The organism is Sulfitobacter sp. TBRI5 (assembly GCF_051013555.1).
Classification (GTDB): Bacteria; Pseudomonadota; Alphaproteobacteria; order Rhodobacterales; family Rhodobacteraceae; genus JL08.
Map to the genome: position 1 here is coordinate 263,024 of NZ_CP112884.1, position 16,176 is coordinate 279,199.

The following is a 16,176-nucleotide window of genomic DNA, read 5'->3' on the forward strand; positions in this document are numbered from 1 at the left end:
AAGCGGCGGGTGAATCGTGATGGTTGGCTCCAATTTTTTTTGGGAGCACAGATAAGTTGAAACATCGGGAAAAAGCATGGGGAAAAAAAGTATGAAGCGGTTTTTGTCACTAACCACAGTTGTGTGTTTAATGGGGTCGACGGCACTTGCTTTCGAACCAACGCCGGAGGCTGAAAGTCTCAAGAAAGCATATCCTGGAAAATCCTATTCCCCTTACGCTCAGCGCGGCATTCCAGACCGCCCGCTGTGGGGCGATACACACCTGCATACCTCGACATCATTTGACGCAGGCGCCTTTGGCAACCGGCTGGACGCGCGCGCTGCATACCGCTTCGCCAAGGGGGAGGAAGTGCAGTCCACTACGGGTTTCATGGCGCGACTGTCCCGACCACTTGACTGGCTAGTTGTCGCTGACCACTCGGACAACATGGGCTTGTTCGACATGATCTTCGACCAAGACCCCAGCATCATGTCCGATCCCGAAGGTAACCGTATTGCGACCATGGTCGCCAATGGTGGCGACGAGGGTGTCACTGCGGCGCTAGAACTGGTCGATGCCTATTCGCGCGGCGAAGTACTTTCTCCAGCACTAGCCGTCGAGGCTGGCTCCAAACTATTCCGCTCGGTCTGGCAACGTCAAATCAAAGCAGCGGAAGAAGCTTACGAACCGGGTCAATTCTCTAGCTTCATAGGATACGAATGGACTTCGCTCATACAGGGCGCCAACATGCACCGCGTGGTGATGTATCGTGACGGGGGCGACAAAGCTGGAATGATGGACCCGTTCACGACTGAAGCGCCAAACGGTTCGATCAATCCGCGCGATCTTTGGAACTGGATGGCGAATTATGAGGAGGTCACACGCGGAGACGTTCTGGCCATTGCTCACAACGGCAACCTGTCCAACGGCATCATGTTCCCTGAGGTTGCACAATTTGATGGTCGTGAACTGGATGCAGATTACGCAGCGACGCGTGCGCTCTGGGAGCCTGTCTATGAGGCCACGCAAATCAAGGGTGATGGTGAGGCCCACCCCTTCCTGAGCCCAAACGATGAGTTTGCCGACTACGAGACTTGGGACACAGGTAACTTGAATTTGTCCGAGGCAAAGACCGAGGACATGTTGGCCGGTGAATATGCCCGCGAGGCGCTAAAAACTGGGCTGATGCTTGAAACATCACTGGGCACCAATCCTTACAAGTTCGGTATGGTCGGCTCGACCGACAGCCATACGTCCCTCGCCACCGCTCAGGAGGACAATTTTTTCGGTAAGCATTCTGGTGCAGAGCCGAGCCCACAGCGACCAAAACATGTTGTTGCCCAATTTGACGATGTGCAGCTTATCAGTTGGGAGATGGTGGCCTCAGGTCTTGCGGCGGTCTGGGCAACTGAAAACACCCGCGAAGCAATCTTCGACGCGATGGAACGCAAGGAGGTCTACGCAACTACGGGATCACGTATGGGAGTAAGGTTCTTCGGCGGCTGGGATTATTCCATTGATGACCTGACATCGCGGACGCCAGCGACGCCGGGATACGCCAAGGGTGCGCCAATGGGCGGCGATCTCCCAGCGCGCCCCGAGGGCGTCGAGGCACCTAACTTCATGGTATATGCGCTCAAAGACCCGCTTGGGGCAAACTTGGACCGCATTCAGATTGTAAAAGGATGGTTGGATTCCGATGGGGCAACCCAAGAGCAAGTCTATGACGTGGTATGGGCCGGTGACAGACAGCCCGACGCCAACGGCAAGCTACCTGCAATTGGCTCGACAGTGGATGTTGAGCGCGCGACGTGGACAAACTCGATCGGGCAGGCTGAGATGGGTACAGTATGGACCGATCCCGACTTTGATCCTTCCCAGTCGGCTTTCTACTACGCACGGGTTATAGAGATACCGACCCCGCGCTGGACAGTTTATGATGCCTTCCGAATGGGCGCAGAACTGCCCGAAGAGGCGCCCACGGAAACGCAAGAACGCGCCTACACGTCACCCATCTGGTACACGCCTGGTTGAACAACTCATTCCCAAAGTGAGAACCGAGGCGGATCGTGCGGGGCCCAAGTTCCGTCCATTGGGTCTGAACCGGCCTTTCGCGGCGATGCAGCAAGCGCGTAGGAATGGGCTCAGAGCGGCCGGTCGCTACATCGTCTACTAATGACCGCACTGCGGATTTTGCAGCCCTTTGCTCGGATTGGTTCAAATGGTGATTTCGGCCCCAACCCGACCTTAGTTCTGGAAGCGGCTAACGGTAGCTACTTTTGCGACACATTTCTCCCATTAGTGCGCGTCATAAGAAAGCCGTGAACGTTTCTGACTATCCTTCCGGCAGCCCGGCTGTGCGCAGGTCATCAATGAAGCGTTCGGCGATGTTGTGATCCCTGAACTTTCCCTCAAGGCTATTGAGCTGATCCTTGATGGTGTAGTCAGGTTGGTTTTTAAGCAGCTCGCTAATGGATGTCCTTGCTTTTTCCGTTTGACCAGTTCGCACGTACAAGGCCGCTTGGGTGCGACGCGCCAGATTGGGCATGTTTGTCATTTGATCTATAGCTTCGAGCCCAGCTTCATACTGACCTGCAAAGTATCGGGCCCAGGCCAGGGTCCAGAGATACCAATCGGGGTGATGTGGATTGAGGCGCATGGCGGTTGTCAGCCTGTCGACCGCTTCATTGACCCGTCCGAGGTAGACTAGCGTTTCTACCGAGCCCGCTAACACTCCTGCCGAATTAGGGTTAAGCTCGATAGCCCGATTGTACTCTTTTTCGGACTGATCTAGCGAGTTGGCTTGCATATATGCATGTGCCAAAACCCAATGCGCAAGGGAGCTGTCTGGATCAAGCCCAACAGCTTCTCGGGCAGCTTCCAATGCAAGGCCAAGCGCTTCCTCTTGTTTCCGGTCGGCGCACCATCCCCACCGATCGCAGTTAATATGTACCCAAGCGAGGCTGAAATAGGCAATCGCGTAATCTGGGTCGAGTTCGAGCGCTTTTTCCGCAAGTTGCTTAGCGTTTTCGTTGCCCTCAGGTGTGAACTTAAACCGTTCAGCCCGGCTCAAATATACAAGCTCATACGCACCCTGGCTTTTTGTCGGTCGGTGCAGCAGGCGATCGTATTCAGCGATGTCGATGTTCTGCTCGAGCGTTGCAACAATGGTGCGTGCAATGTCATCTTGTAGTGCGAAGATATCGTCCATTTCCCGATCATAGGTTTCCGTCCAAATGGCGTACCCGACAGTTGCGTCAATGAGAGTGGCAATCACCCGGATCCGGTCACCTGACTTTTGCTGACTGCCTTCCAGTACGTATCGCACGCCTAGCTCGCCGGCGATATCACGTACGTCTGCGGACTTGTCCCGGTAGTAGAAGCTGGAATTCCGGGCAATGACGAAAAACTCGGGAAACCGCGACAGCTTGCTGATGATTTCTTCACTGATGGCATCGCTGAGGTAATCCTTGTCGTCCCCTTGGCTCAAGTCGTTGAACGCCAGCACGGCAATGGATGGTTTGGTCGGAAGTGGAATGTCCATTTCCGCTGACCCAACCGGGGCGAAATCTGGTCTACTAAATTGCCACCAAACCAACGCCACGCAGACAATCACTGCGCACAAGCCCACTGCCAAAGCAGTAAATCGCGTAACTTGCCGGCGTTGGCTTTCGTCGTGCTTGAACACCGGTGTAGCCAGCGCTTCGGCCTTTTCATTAAGCGATACGTCGAACACTGGAACCGGTTGTTGGATATTTTTTACCGAAACGTCCCGCTGATCTTCGAAATCAAGGTCCAATTTTCCGCGCAGCTGGCTATGCACGTTCCGGTGCATAGCAATCCCGCCCGCTTTGGCGAGCCCTTCGATCCTTGCCGCGATATTTACTCCGTCTCCGTGTATGTCACCTCGATCGTCAATTATATCACCGACATTGATCCCGATACGGAAATCGATCCTTTCGTCATCGGGAAGAGCAGAATTTCTTTTTGCCATCGCAAGCTGCACCTCGACCGCAAACCGAACTGCATCCACAGCGCTTGCAAACTCCATCAAGGCACCGTCGCCCATCAGTTTGATGGTTTGCCCACCGTACTGAGAAGCCTTGGGATCGATTAGCTCGGCGCGATGGGACTTGAGAGTTGAAAGCGTTCTCGTCTCAGCAATCTCCATCAAGCGGGAATACCCTACAGCATCAATGGCCAGAATAACTGTGAGACGGCGCTTTTCCATTTGATCTCCCGAGATGCAGATTATTGCAACGGCACCTTAAACTCCAGCATGCCATCTACTCTTCGGTAAAAGTTGTACTGGGTCAGAAAATACAACGGTTCAACCAATGGCAGCTCCGGGCTCAGGGCAGTCATTCGCTGCGTTTTGCATGAGCGCCCGCTTTTGAATTGTCAGTCCCATAAGAAATTCTGCAGCTCATCAGAACCCCTTCGATAGTTATGCTAAAAATTCGGCAAAGCTGACATGCAGAGTCATCTGATCTATCCTGCTTGCATTCAACAAAGGAGGTTTTCCGATGACCAATTTGCAAGATGTGGCTCAGCACTACCATTCCGGACACCTGCTAAAACGTATCTCCGATGGCTGCACTGCCCTGGACCTGACACCGCCGATCGCTCATGGCGCCCTGGCGCCAGTGGACGAGTTTCACATTGGTGGCCGACGCGCGACAGAACCGTTCGTGAAGTCGCTGCAGCTTTCACAAGGAAGCTGTGTACTGGACCTTGGCTGCGGATTGGGAGGCCCTGCCCGCTTCGTCGCCGCGACGACAGGTGCTCATGTGACTGGCATCGACCTGACGCCCGAATTTGTTGAGGCCGGGCGTGCGTTGACCGAATGGACTGGATTGGCAGACCAGATCGAGCTTGTTGAAGGCAGCGTGCTCGAATTGCCGCTCGAAGAGGACACGATGGACGCTGCCTATATGATCCATGTGGGCATGAATATCGCCGACAAAGCCGGGATCGCACGAGAAGCGGCACGAGTTCTCAAACCCGGCGGCATCTTCGCCATCTACGATGTGATGCAGGTGGGCAGCGGGCAAATGGACTACCCTGCGCCTTGGGCATCTTCCGACGACCAAAGCGCGCTGGCACCGCCTGAGACCTACGAGGCGGCTTTAAAGTCCGTTGGGTTCGAAATCGGAGAGCGCATCGACAGAACGGCGTTTGCCAAACAGTTCTTTGCTGATCTGGCTGCTGCGCAAGCCAATGCCGACGGTCCTCCGCCGCTGGGGCTGCATCTCATCATGGGCGATGATACTGCGCTGAAAGTTCGTCATATGGTTCAGAACATAGAGTCAGGCTTAATTGCCCCGATCGAGATTCACGCGCGACTGCCTGGTTGAACTCTGGACTGCTGCCGCTCTTTCAGTTCGGCGCAAACCGTCTCCATCGCCGGCCTCAGAGCATCCAGTGAAGGCAGAGTGTAGCGTTGACCTGTAATGGACAAAGGCGTGTGATTTAGAAGCCGTCCCACCACTTCTTCAAGCACGCCCGCCTCCATCGCCACAGTTGCAAAAGTCCGCCGATGCGCGTGGGCGCTCCACTTCATGCGCTGTGGACCAGTGATGTATCCGGTCGCAGATTTCGGCGAAGGGAACACCCACTTGCGGCTCAGCGGTTTGAGCGGTGCCAGTATATCATGGTGTGTTTGCAGGATCGGCAAATCGAAACTGCGGCCATTCTTGGTCATTGGAAGATGGATGCGATCCTCATAGACGTTTTTCCATTCAAGGTTCAGTGCCTCGCCTTTCCGCAGGCCCGTGAACAGCAACAACTCATAGAACACCGTGTGGATCGGATTGCGCAATCCATCAATGGTGCGCCGCCACTCTGACAAATCCTCGATCGTCCGACCGTCGGGTTGCTCTTCATACCATTCGATTGCCATAGTCGGACACTCTGGCAGGTCATGCGTGCGCCGTGCATGGTTATAAATCGACCTGAAATATCGCAGGGCATGGTTCGCCGTTGATGGGTTGTCAGCCAGTTGCTGGTGGCGCCGCACAACCATGGACTTTGTTATCTCGTCCAGAGGCAGTCTCAGCCAGTCCTTGAGCTGGTTTTCCATGTAGGCTCGAACACCGTGCTTGTATTGATCTGACCTTAGCTTTGGGCGGGCCAAATAGGCTTCCGTCGCGGTCTGTAGTGTTGGTGCGCCAATCTGGGCCGCCTTCCCTGCCCCACGCCCCATTTCCAGTGCAAGTTCCATAGCGGTCTGGCGGGCCGCCTGCGAGGAGATCACTGGGTGGCGACCAATCAGTACACGCTTGGTCTGGCCTCCAACGTCTTTCTGAAAATACCAGGTCTTCGACCTTTTCCCCACAAAGAGCACAAGCCCCTTTATCTCGGTGTCCCAGTACTTCTGCGTCCCCTCGGGCGAGAACGAAAGCTTCTTTGCGTAGGTTTCTGTCAGCTTTGGCATTTTGTCGGCTTTTTGTCGGAAACAGTATCATACTATAGGTATCAACAGCATGCAGTATGCGATACAGAAGTCAATAAAATGATATGGTTAACGGCAATAAGCAACAGAGTGATACGTAGGACACCTGCTTGGAAGGCTAAGGTCTTACCACTACACAACGCCCGCCCAGTGGATTCATCCACTATTTCATACCTATACTGGCGTCAAGTGGAACGAATTGAATGGCTGTCCCTGTGGACTAGTGCAAGGGTACTTCCGGCCCAAAGTCGCTATCGTAAACTCAAACTTTCGAGATTTCAGTCCGAACGTCGGCTTTCAACAGGACCGGACGTTCGCTGCGGGAACAACGAATGTCTCAGTTGCTCGGACCGGTCATTCGCCGCAGACTGCCCCGATGGCTGCTTAGCGCACGGAGCCGACATTACTGTCAGCTCCTGTTTTGTGGTCCATTCAAGGTTTCGGCGTGTACCAGATGGGAGATGTGTAAGCCCGTTCCTGTTGTTCCAAAGGTGCCCCTTCTGGAGCCTCAAGCCCGTATCTCACAACGTCATAGAGATACCACGGTGGCGTCGGGATTTCGAGAACGCGCGCATAGTAAAACGCCCGTTCATTCGCATCGAAATCCGGGTCGGCCCAAACAGTGACGAGCTCCGACGCTCCGATTGTATTTGACCATGTTGCCGTTGCAGGGTCGACCGTGCTGCCGACGGCTGGCAGCTTACCGTTGTCGCCTATGACGCGATCGCCAGACCAGACAACATCGTACACTTTTTCCTGCGTGTTACCATCCGCATCGATCCAACCCTTGATGATCTGAATGCGGTCAAGATTAGCGCCGATAGGATCGCGTAAGGCAGCCAGCAGGAAAGTCGGGGCTGCACCGTCTTCCGGCGGGGCAGTCAAATCGGACCCCATCGGAACACCTTTGGTGTAACCGACTTCAGAGATCTCACGGCGGATGAGATCAGTTTCAGTGAAATCGTAGCCGCCAAAGAACCGCACTGCCATACGTGGCCCGGTTGTGCCGTAGACCTCCTTGCGGTCCATTGCATCAAAGAGCGATGCACGAGTGTTTTCCTGTGCCCAGACGGCCGTCAAACCGGACGCAACCTGTTGCCAACTGAAAAGCTCGCCATTTTCGTTGCTCATAAATGGATGCGTTAAGCGTTCAGCAGAAGGCTCATATCCAGTGTGCTTTCCGAAGAAATTGTTCTCCTCAATTGCGGGTAAGGATGTATGAGAGTCCGTCGCACCTGCCATGCCGAACTTATATGGGTTGGTACCGAATTTCTCTTCAAGCAACATACCATTCTTCAAAGCTTCGCGGGCATACTCACCTGCGAGCATATCGTCGGTTTTGGCTTCGCTCAGATCAAGGTTGCCAACGTCCCAAGTCCCGTAATCCGCAAACTCATCATCTGGTGACAGGTACGGATGGGTTTCTCCGTCACCTTTGATTTGCGTGACCTCATACATGCGTTCCCATTTGGCCCGCTGTTCGACGTAAAACTGGTCTATTGCCTTGCCAGTGAACTGCGCGTCCATCGGGAACATTATCCCATTCGAAAGATTGCCATTGTGCGCAAAGGCCATTGTTGCGCCATTTGTCCTAGCTTCGTAGTCCTCAAGATATTTGTACAGATCCAGAGGATCATTGCTGCCAACCGGCGCTAGTGTTGTGTAGGGTACAACCTGCCTTGCACGATCGGGACCATCGCGGAAAATGACATTGCGGTGCAAGTTGGCACCCGCTTCAAGTGAGGTCCATTCGAAACCGATGAAAGCTGTAAAAGTGCCCGGGTCGTTGAACTCTTCAGCAGCGTTTATGACATCATCCCAAATCGTGGCATACCGACGCGCGCCCGGTGAGTAATTCGCAAACATTTCCGGGTCCATTTCACCCTGAGAAAATGTTGTAATCAGATCAAGGGTCGCATTAACGGCATCCTGACCGCCGGCTCCGAAGCCTTCCGCCCACCGCGCACCTTGTTCGTACTGTGTGACAATTGGGGACTTTGCAAGAATGTCTGTTATCATTCCCATGCCGTCGGAGTGATCGGTAATGGCAAGCCAATCCAAAGGCCTGCTAAGTCTGATATCCTGACCGGAAGATGCTGTAACCTGTTCACCACGTGCAACGCGATACGCTTCACGCAGCCCCAGACGGTTCCCGAAACCTCCTGCATCCATTGAAAGACCAGTGTGTAAATGGTTGTCACCCCACAATGGCCGTTCAGGGAAATTACGATCCACATAGGGTGAGTAGGGAGTATCTATAGGAAAAACATCGGCGAGTTGATCTTCATTTGCCTGATATTCTTGTGACACAGCAACGCCGCTAACGAACAATGCGAGTGCGGTCGAATAAGTGAGAAAGCCTAAGCGAGACATATCTATTTTTCCTTCCGGGTAATTTGTCCCAAGTATTGCACAGGTTCTTGAAGAAATGAAAGCATATTGCTTGTAAACGTCTCATTCGGTGACGCAGGTCGAACCTTTGGGTCGCTCTGGGCTTCCGTTTCTTGAAATTATTGAAATTGGCTTGCGATACACATTTCTGTATTGCGATGTGCATCTGGGCAAGCGATTTCCAAAGGCCTCTCTGGGCTCGAACCAGCCGTTCTCCGAGTTTGGTTTGCATGGCTGCTTTCGATCTCAGCATGTAATTTCGCATTAGCCCCCAACACCTGTGCGACTATTTGATTAGCACAGGAGAGATAATTCTATTCTCAAGGCTGAACTGTCTTTCCGCAAACCACTCAATTTTCGAAGCACTTGCCGTTTGTGGCGACCACTCTTTCGAAGAATGCTTTGTGATTGCGTTCTAAGCCTGTGTCCGGGAAACGCGCTGGCAAAAAGTAGGCATCGTTTTTCTTTAGCATGGCAAAGAGAGCATCAAGTTCGATCTCGATATGTTCCCGGATCCCCGGCCGCCAAACCACGATGAAAAACTGCGACAACCGGCAGCTTGTCATTATCGTCCGATCCTGTTGAGACAGTTTGGAATCCGTCTGGATAAACGGGTGATCCACCGCACCAATGACGGACGCCGCCTGATTGTAATGCATGGAGATCAGTTTGATGGTCCTCTGTTGAGAGGCGCATCCAAGCGCGCTGACGGTTTATGGTCTCGGTTGGACAAAATTTCCTGGGCAAGATCGAAACCATCAGATCTCGACGGAAACGGCAATGGCTCGCGGTGGTCGCTGGGCAAGGCAATTGCAACCAACGCCAAGTCGCTGATCTGGAGCTTTACCGATACCGCGTTGCGTGAGGCTGTGCGGGGCGGCGTGGACGGCATTGTCTGCGGTCACAGCCATGTGGCTGCGGTATCCTCACGCGGTGCGCATGTTTTTGCAAATTGCGGTTCCTGGACCGGTGCCCGCGAGCAGGCGGACATCACACGGCGGTCGTCGAACGCTGCAACGGAACTTTGGAGCTGATGAAATGGCCGCCGATGCGACCGTCCCGGCAGGATCAACAATCCCGAACACTCAGTCCGGACCATCCAAACACGCGAAGTTCCAAGGCAGCGAGGCTCGTACGCTTAGTGCACAGGCTTTGGATGCCTTTACACGTCGATGGCGCTGCCCCGGGTTTCCAGTTGAACACGGAATACGGCGCGACAGGTGCAAATAGATAAACAGGAAATGGCCAAAGGAAATGGAAAAAGTGCGATTGACGGGGTTTCCCCATCTCAAAGCCGCCTGGTTTAACTCTCTGAACGGGTTGAGAGATGTTTGGAAAACCGAGGAAGCGTTTCGCATCGAGGCTGCGGCGTTGATTGCGAGCGTGCCATTTGCGTATTGGTTGGGAGAAACAGTTTTCAACGCAGCCATTCTATGCGGAGTGGTTCTTCTGATCTTGATCGTTGAAGTACTGAACACGGCTGTGGAAGCGGTCGTTGACAGGATCGGTCCGGAGCGCCACGAATTATCCCGCATTGCAATAGACTTGGGATCTCTTGCAGTTGTAATGGCATCTGTGCTTGCAGGGATTATTTGGCTGGCAGCACTCTATGACAGGGTTTTTGCCTGACTGTCTGTCATCTACTTCAAGAAGCCACGGCGGCTTCGAATACACGCCGATGCAGCAGTCTCGCTAGACGACCCCTTGCTCGCGGAGTTATGCGACATGATCGAAGCAGCACCCTATGGACTGAAAACAGAAACCTAGTTTTGTAATACGTTTTTATAGATCACGCCGTCTTTCATGATCAGGTCGAAATTGCCTTCGGGGTTGCCCACAAGATCAATATCTTCCAGCGGATTGCCATCCACGAGGATCAGATCCGCATATGCGCCTTCTTCAATCACGCCCAAAGGTCCATCAGGATAAGGCGTCAGCGGACCCGACAGTTTGAGCAACTCGGCGTTGTCGCAGGTCGCCATCTTCAGCGTCTCAAAAGGCGTGAACCACTTTTGCAATTTGGCTAATTGAGCGCCTTGCCGCTTTGCAAGGTCGGGGCTGAACAACGTGTCGGTACCAAAGGCGATTTTAACGCCAAGTGCCTTGGCCGTACGGTAAACAAAATCTGTACCGTCGGTCACGAACTTGTATTTGGCACTCTGCACAATGTTCAATGTTGGCGCATCCTCGTCGTCCAGAAACGGCTGCATACTGAGCCATACGCCCTCATCCCGCATACGCTCAAGCGTTTCGCGCGTGGCCATATGGCCGTGTTCGATACTCTTCACCCCTGCGTCGAGAGAGTGGATAACAGCTTCGTTATTGATCGCGTGGGTAAGCACATACTTTCCCCAGTTTTCCGCCGCTTCCACAGCCGCTTCCAATTCCGCTTTGCTGAACTGGATCGTATGGATCGGGTCATATGACGATGTGACACCACCGCCAGCCATCAATTTGATTTGCGTGGCGCCCTGCATCAGATTTTCGCGTACACGTTTGGTCACTTCAGGTACGCCGTCAGCAATATAGAAACCGTTGTTTCTTTCGAGGCTGTGCGGATTGTCGGGTGTTGCGGGCACGTCATAGGTAAACCGGAAATCCATGTGCCCGGATGTTTGCGAGATCGCCGGGCCGGATGGGAATATCCGCGGGCCGACGATCAGGCCCTTATCGGTTGCGCGGGCGATGTCAAACATTGGCCCGGCTGCCTCGCACACAGTTGTAAAACCGCGATACAGCGCGTTCTCTTGTACACGTGCCGCGACGAGGTTCCAGTAGCCTTCACCAGTTGTCAGGATTTGGGGAATGGTCGCTTCGGCATAAACGCCGTGCCAATGCGCATCGATCAGGCCCGGGATCATGGTATAACCGTCAGCCCTAATCTCGAATGCACCTTCTGGCGCGCCGAGATCAGGCGCAATCGCCGCGATCTTTTTGTCGGTAATCAGCACGTCAGCCGAGACCAATTCCTCACGGCATCCATGAAAAACCTGTGCTCCGCAGATGACAATATTTTCGTATGTAACCGCCGGTCCATAGGTGTTCCCGTGCACAATCTCGCCACCGGTGGCTTCAAATGCAATAGGGTCGTGCGCCATTGCTAAGACAGGTACACTGGAGATGACTGTCGTGAGCAGCAATTTTTCTATCGTGTTGTGCATGACCCCGTTCCTTGCCTTCTTGGGTCCATTATTCGTTCTATCTTCAAGCTCTTGGTCATAAATTTTGCACCAAATCTGGTCACGCAACAAGCTTGGAAGCCCTATCAACTATAGCAGCGCTTTTTGACGCGTTCGTGAATGGCTGCTTTCGAACTCGGCATGCAATTTCGCATCTGCCCCGCGGCATCCGTCCGAACTCCGCGGCGCTGGTTTACCGGTCATACTCCCACCTTGCCCTTATGCCTCAGCTGATGCAAACTCCTGTGCGCAGGAGGAATGTCCGTTTCGCCGCTGGGCTTTTTGTCAAACAGGCGCGCCATTCCTTGAGAGGAATGTGTCATGACATCCAAAACCGCAGGGTCCGAACCGCCGCACAACCCGACGCCGCAGCAGCGAGCCATGCCCAAAGTCAACAAGGTGACAGCGGGTGATATCACCGCATCGCTGAAAGCCGGGTTTTCCGACTTTCTGGCGCGCCCTGTCATGAGCGGCTTTTTCGGTCTGTTCTATGCGGTTTTCGGAATTCTGCTTGTCTGGTGTCTGATCTGGTTGGGCAAGATCTGGATGATCATTCCCGCCGTTGTGGGCTTTCCGCTGGTTGCCCCCTTCGCCGCCGCCGGGCTTTATGAAATGTCCCGGCGTTTGCAAAAGGGCGAGAGTTTCGGCTGGTCCGAAATCCTGACCGTGATGGCCAATCAACGCAAACGCGAAATGGGCTGGATGGCCTTTGTCACCCTGTTCGTTTTCTGGGTATGGATGTATCAGGCCCGTCTGTGGCTGGCGATCATCCTGCAGGATGCCTCTTTTTCGGATTTTGACGGGTTCCTGAACATCGTGTTCACCACACCGGAGGGCTGGACCTTTCTTGCGATCGGCACCTGTGTGGGCGCATTTCTGTCGGCTGTCCTGTTTTCGGTGACCGTCATTGCCATGCCCATGCTGCTGGATCGGGAAACCGATTTTGTTTCCGCAATGTTAACGTCTATTCGCGTCGTCAGGGAAAACCCGGTGGTCATGCTGATCTGGGCGGCGATTATCTCTGTCACCATGGTGGCATCGCTGGTTCCAGCGTTTCTGGGCCTGATCTTTACCCTGCCGATCCTTGGCCACACCACATGGCATCTTTATCAGCGCGCCGTGCCACCGGCAGAGGGGTGATTTTCCGAACCCGCCGCGCCGCAGGCACACTGCAATACGCCGCTGAAATGATCAGGGCACATATCGGGTCGGTGCGGGATTTTGCAGCGTTTCCAGATAGTTCACTATTTCGATCAGCTTGCCCGGCACCAAGGTCGTCACTCCGTTTCCGGTATCGAACTCGACCATCTCGTTATCCAGAAAATTCTCGAAAACCGGCATATCTTCGCGCGGGAGCGTGTTTCGGGAATAGCCGTCAATAATCGCCATGATTTCAAGCATGGGCCAAACCCCATCGCGACGCGCGGCAATTTTTGTCAGATCTGCAGGTGGTGTGCCCAGTTCGCTTGCGTTGGGGCCGTCGCCTTGTCCTGAAACGCCATGGCAGGACACGCAGTTTTCCAAATACAGAACCTCGCCCGCATCTGCGGCCTCCAGCGAAGAACCAAAGATAAGAAACGGGATAAAAAGAAAGAATTGCTTCACGTCTGACCTGCTTTCAACAAAGTTGATCCAAGGCTAGAACGATCACCGGAAAATGCGTTGATCCTGATCAAATGCGTCAGCGATCACACGCAAAACGCGAATTGACTACGCGCGCTTCACCAGGCCAATCAGAAACAGCAGTATCACTGCACCAATCGTAGCGTGCAGAATTGATGCAACAATCCCGCCTCCGACGGAAAACCCAAGAGCCGGAAAAATCAGGCCCGCGACAAACGCGCCGACGATCCCGACAATTATGTTTCCCAGCAAACCAAAGCCGCGGCCTTCCATGATTTTTCCTGATAGCCAGCCGGCAAGAGCGCCGATGAAAAGCATCGCGAAAAGGCTTCCAAATTCCATGAGTGTTCCTCCGGGTTGCCATGTTTGGTGGAACCTTCGCCGCTATCCGCGCGTCACTCAAGCCCCTTGATTGCCTTTTGTCTGGTTTCAGAATTGCCAGACATGGCGGCTTTCGATCCCAGAGGCGTCTCACATAGAAAAATTCCTTTTGCCGCATGTGTGCCCAACCGAGTTGCTGTTAGGCTAAAGCGATGCAACTGAAACCTTTAACTATCGGCGCCGGACTTGCCGTGCTTCTTGCTCCGGTTGCCTTTCCCGCACCGGCGGGCATGTCAGACCTGTCCTGGCACGCATCGGGTCTTGCTGTAACCATGGCTCTCTGGTGGCTTACAGAGGCACTTCCACTGGCAGCGACTGCGCTGTTGCCACTGGCGGTCGCTCCGATCATGGGCCTCACCGATCTGGATGATACGGCTCGATCCTATTCTGATCCGCTGGTTGTTCTGTTTCTGGGTGGATTTCTGATCGCAAAGGCGATTGAAAAATCCGGATTGCACAGGCGACTGGCAGGGTCGCTGTTAAGACACGCCGGAACCAGCCCGCACCGTGTTCTTGGGGCGCTGATGCTCTGCACGGCATTTCTCAGCCTTTGGATCAGCAACACGGCATCGGCAATGGTCGTTGCGCCGATCGCTGCCGCTATTGTTACCTCACAAGACGATCAACCGTCCTTCGGCACTGCCTTGATGCTCGGCGTTGCATTCTCGGCGACGATAGGCGGCATGGGCTCACTGATTGGAACGCCGCCAAACGCAATTTTCGCATCCTATGTCAGCACGACATATGCTGTCGACATCGGCTTTGCCCAATGGGCGATGGTCGGGGTTCCCGTTGCGCTGATCCTGTTGGTGGTGACCTGGCTGTTTCTCGCATGGGTCACCCCGGGATTGGAGGCCCGGGAACTGGTCTTGTCCCATCATCCGCAGGACACCCCTGCCAATTCGGCAGAGCGCCGGGTTGCGGTTGTTGCCAGCCTGACAGCTGCCGCGTGGCTGTCGCGTCCCTTGATCATCAGGCTCTTTCCCGAAATCGCAATTACGGATGCAGGCATTGCAATGATTGCGGCGATTGCGCTGTTTATTGTTCCTGACGGGAAAGGCAAACGCTTGCTTGATTGGGACACTGCGGCGTTGTTGCGCTGGGATGTGCTCATTCTGTTTGGCGGCGGGCTGGCGCTTGCCGATATCCTTCAAAGTTCCGGTTTGGCAGAATTGCTCGGTGGCAGCGTGCAGGCGATCTCTCACTGGCCCGAGTTTGCTGTCCTTCTCGTAATTGCGGGGTTCATTGTGTATCTGGGAGAGCTTGCAAGCAACACTGCGATGGCGGCAATCTTCCTGCCCATCGCCGGAGTTGTGGCGACCAATTTCGGCGTTGACCCGATCGCTTTCCTGATCCCGATCGCACTCGCCGCCTCTGTCGGCTTCATGCTTCCCGTGGCCACGCCACCCAATGCCATTGTTTTTGCCAATCCGGCGGTAACACGGGCAAACATGCTGCGTGCCGGTGCACCGCTGGATTTGATTGCGCTGGTCATAACCGTGAGCGTCAGTTCCTTACTTGGAAAAGCACTCTTTGGATAAAGGCGCGGTTTCGCTCTTTATACACAAAGGGACGGGATGCATGTGCATGCCCGACCCTTACTGAAATGCTGTCTGCCGCGTGCCTTTTGCAGGTGTGATCGCTAGGCGGTTTCTTCTTCGTTGACCACATCGGCGAAAGACTTGAAGAACTTGGCCGCAAGTTTCTTTGCGGTGCTTTGGATCAGCCTGCTGCCCAGCTGGGCCAGTTTGCCACCAATGTCGGCCTTTGCCTGGTACCGCAGGATCGTCGTGTTTGGCCCGTCGGCTGTCAGCGTTACATCCGCGCCCCCCTTGGCGTGCCCGGCAGCGCCGCCATTGCCCTGCCCGGTCAGCGAAAATGCATCCGGCGCGCCTGCAGTGTCAAGTTGCACGTCACCGGTGAACTTGGCTTTCACCGGCCCGACCTTAAGCACGACTTTTGCCTCAAGTTCAGTGTCCGAGTGCTTGATCAACTCTTCACAGCCCGGAATGCATTGTTTCAGAACCTCTGGGTCGTTCAGCGCTGCATAGACCTGTTCTTTTGGTGCGTTGATGATGATTTCGTCTGCCAGTTCCATGGGATGTCCTTTTAGCAACAGGGAAATTTGATGTTGGCGAGGATGTCTGCCTGTTCGGGTGTCGGCGCGA

Annotated in this window: 14 protein-coding genes; 6 read left to right on the forward strand and 8 right to left on the reverse strand. The window is 54.2% G+C overall.

Annotated elements, in window-relative coordinates:
- The first annotated feature begins 91 nt into the window (after nucleotides 1-91).
- Complete coding sequence (locus OLX72_RS01425; RefSeq protein ID WP_114872107.1) at nucleotides 92-2,014, forward strand: DUF3604 domain-containing protein; 1,923 nt, start codon at nucleotides 92-94, stop codon at nucleotides 2,012-2,014.
- A gap of 301 nt (nucleotides 2,015-2,315) precedes the next feature.
- On the opposite strand, the gene OLX72_RS01430 is transcribed toward OLX72_RS01425, so the two are convergent.
- Nucleotides 2,316-4,211 (reverse strand): adenylate/guanylate cyclase domain-containing protein, encoded by a 1,896-nt coding sequence (locus OLX72_RS01430; RefSeq protein ID WP_433989624.1) that lies wholly within the window; start codon nucleotides 4,209-4,211, stop codon nucleotides 2,316-2,318.
- Nucleotides 4,212-4,506: 295 nt separating this feature from the next.
- Here OLX72_RS01430 and OLX72_RS01435 point away from each other — a divergent pair, with 295 nt between their 5' ends.
- Nucleotides 4,507-5,337 carry a class I SAM-dependent methyltransferase gene (locus OLX72_RS01435; protein ID WP_114869219.1) on the forward strand — a complete coding sequence of 277 codons (831 nt, stop codon included), beginning with the start codon at nucleotides 4,507-4,509 and terminating at the stop codon, nucleotides 5,335-5,337.
- Here OLX72_RS01435 and OLX72_RS01440 read toward each other — a convergent pair.
- The 3 genes from OLX72_RS01440 to OLX72_RS01450 form a co-directional block, all read right to left on the reverse strand.
- Nucleotides 5,316-6,416: a tyrosine-type recombinase/integrase gene (locus tag OLX72_RS01440; protein WP_114869218.1), complete on the reverse strand. Its 1,101-nt coding sequence runs from the start codon at nucleotides 6,414-6,416 to the stop codon at nucleotides 5,316-5,318. The genes OLX72_RS01435 and OLX72_RS01440 overlap by 22 nt on opposite strands.
- Nucleotides 6,417-6,866: 450 nt before the next feature.
- On the reverse strand, nucleotides 6,867-8,807 hold the full coding sequence (locus OLX72_RS01445; protein WP_114869217.1) for a DUF3604 domain-containing protein: 1,941 nt from the start codon (nucleotides 8,805-8,807) through the stop codon (nucleotides 6,867-6,869).
- A gap of 368 nt (nucleotides 8,808-9,175) precedes the next feature.
- Nucleotides 9,176-9,484 carry a hypothetical protein gene (locus tag OLX72_RS01450; RefSeq protein ID WP_114869216.1) on the reverse strand — a complete coding sequence of 103 codons (309 nt, stop codon included), beginning with the start codon at nucleotides 9,482-9,484 and terminating at the stop codon, nucleotides 9,176-9,178.
- Nucleotides 9,485-9,550: 66 nt separating this feature from the next.
- Here OLX72_RS01450 and OLX72_RS01455 point away from each other — a divergent pair, with 66 nt between their 5' ends.
- Together OLX72_RS01455 and OLX72_RS01460 are read left to right on the forward strand one after the other, a co-directional pair.
- Nucleotides 9,551-9,859, forward strand: a complete 309-nt coding sequence (locus OLX72_RS01455; RefSeq protein WP_114869215.1) for a hypothetical protein — start codon at nucleotides 9,551-9,553, stop codon at nucleotides 9,857-9,859.
- 220 nt (nucleotides 9,860-10,079) lie between these two features.
- Nucleotides 10,080-10,454: a diacylglycerol kinase gene (locus OLX72_RS01460; protein ID WP_114869214.1), complete on the forward strand. Its 375-nt coding sequence runs from the start codon at nucleotides 10,080-10,082 to the stop codon at nucleotides 10,452-10,454.
- A gap of 134 nt (nucleotides 10,455-10,588) precedes the next feature.
- Here the strand turns inward: OLX72_RS01460 and OLX72_RS01465 are convergent, their stop codons facing one another.
- Entirely contained in the window at nucleotides 10,589-11,986 is a 1,398-nt protein-coding gene (locus tag OLX72_RS01465) for a metal-dependent hydrolase family protein (protein ID WP_114869213.1), read from the reverse strand.
- A gap of 339 nt (nucleotides 11,987-12,325) precedes the next feature.
- On the opposite strand from OLX72_RS01465, the gene OLX72_RS01470 reads away from it, so the two are divergent.
- A complete protein-coding gene (locus OLX72_RS01470) occupies nucleotides 12,326-13,144 on the forward strand; it encodes a DUF2189 domain-containing protein (RefSeq protein ID WP_114869212.1) in 819 nt (272 codons plus the stop codon).
- A gap of 51 nt (nucleotides 13,145-13,195) precedes the next feature.
- Here the strand turns inward: OLX72_RS01470 and OLX72_RS01475 are convergent, their stop codons facing one another.
- Together OLX72_RS01475 and OLX72_RS01480 are read right to left on the reverse strand one after the other, a co-directional pair.
- On the reverse strand, nucleotides 13,196-13,609 hold the full coding sequence (locus OLX72_RS01475) for a c-type cytochrome (RefSeq protein ID WP_162797915.1): 414 nt from the start codon (nucleotides 13,607-13,609) through the stop codon (nucleotides 13,196-13,198).
- A gap of 105 nt (nucleotides 13,610-13,714) precedes the next feature.
- Nucleotides 13,715-13,969, reverse strand: a complete 255-nt coding sequence (locus tag OLX72_RS01480; protein WP_114869210.1) for a GlsB/YeaQ/YmgE family stress response membrane protein — start codon at nucleotides 13,967-13,969, stop codon at nucleotides 13,715-13,717.
- A gap of 191 nt (nucleotides 13,970-14,160) precedes the next feature.
- Between OLX72_RS01480 and OLX72_RS01485 the strand changes: the two genes are divergently transcribed.
- A complete protein-coding gene (locus OLX72_RS01485) occupies nucleotides 14,161-15,549 on the forward strand; it encodes an SLC13 family permease (RefSeq protein ID WP_114869209.1) in 1,389 nt (462 codons plus the stop codon).
- A 101-nt stretch (nucleotides 15,550-15,650) separates the two neighbouring features.
- Here the strand turns inward: OLX72_RS01485 and OLX72_RS01490 are convergent, their stop codons facing one another.
- Nucleotides 15,651-16,106, reverse strand: a complete 456-nt coding sequence (locus OLX72_RS01490; protein WP_114869208.1) for a CoxG family protein — start codon at nucleotides 16,104-16,106, stop codon at nucleotides 15,651-15,653.
- Between the last annotated feature and the right edge of the window lie 70 nt (nucleotides 16,107-16,176).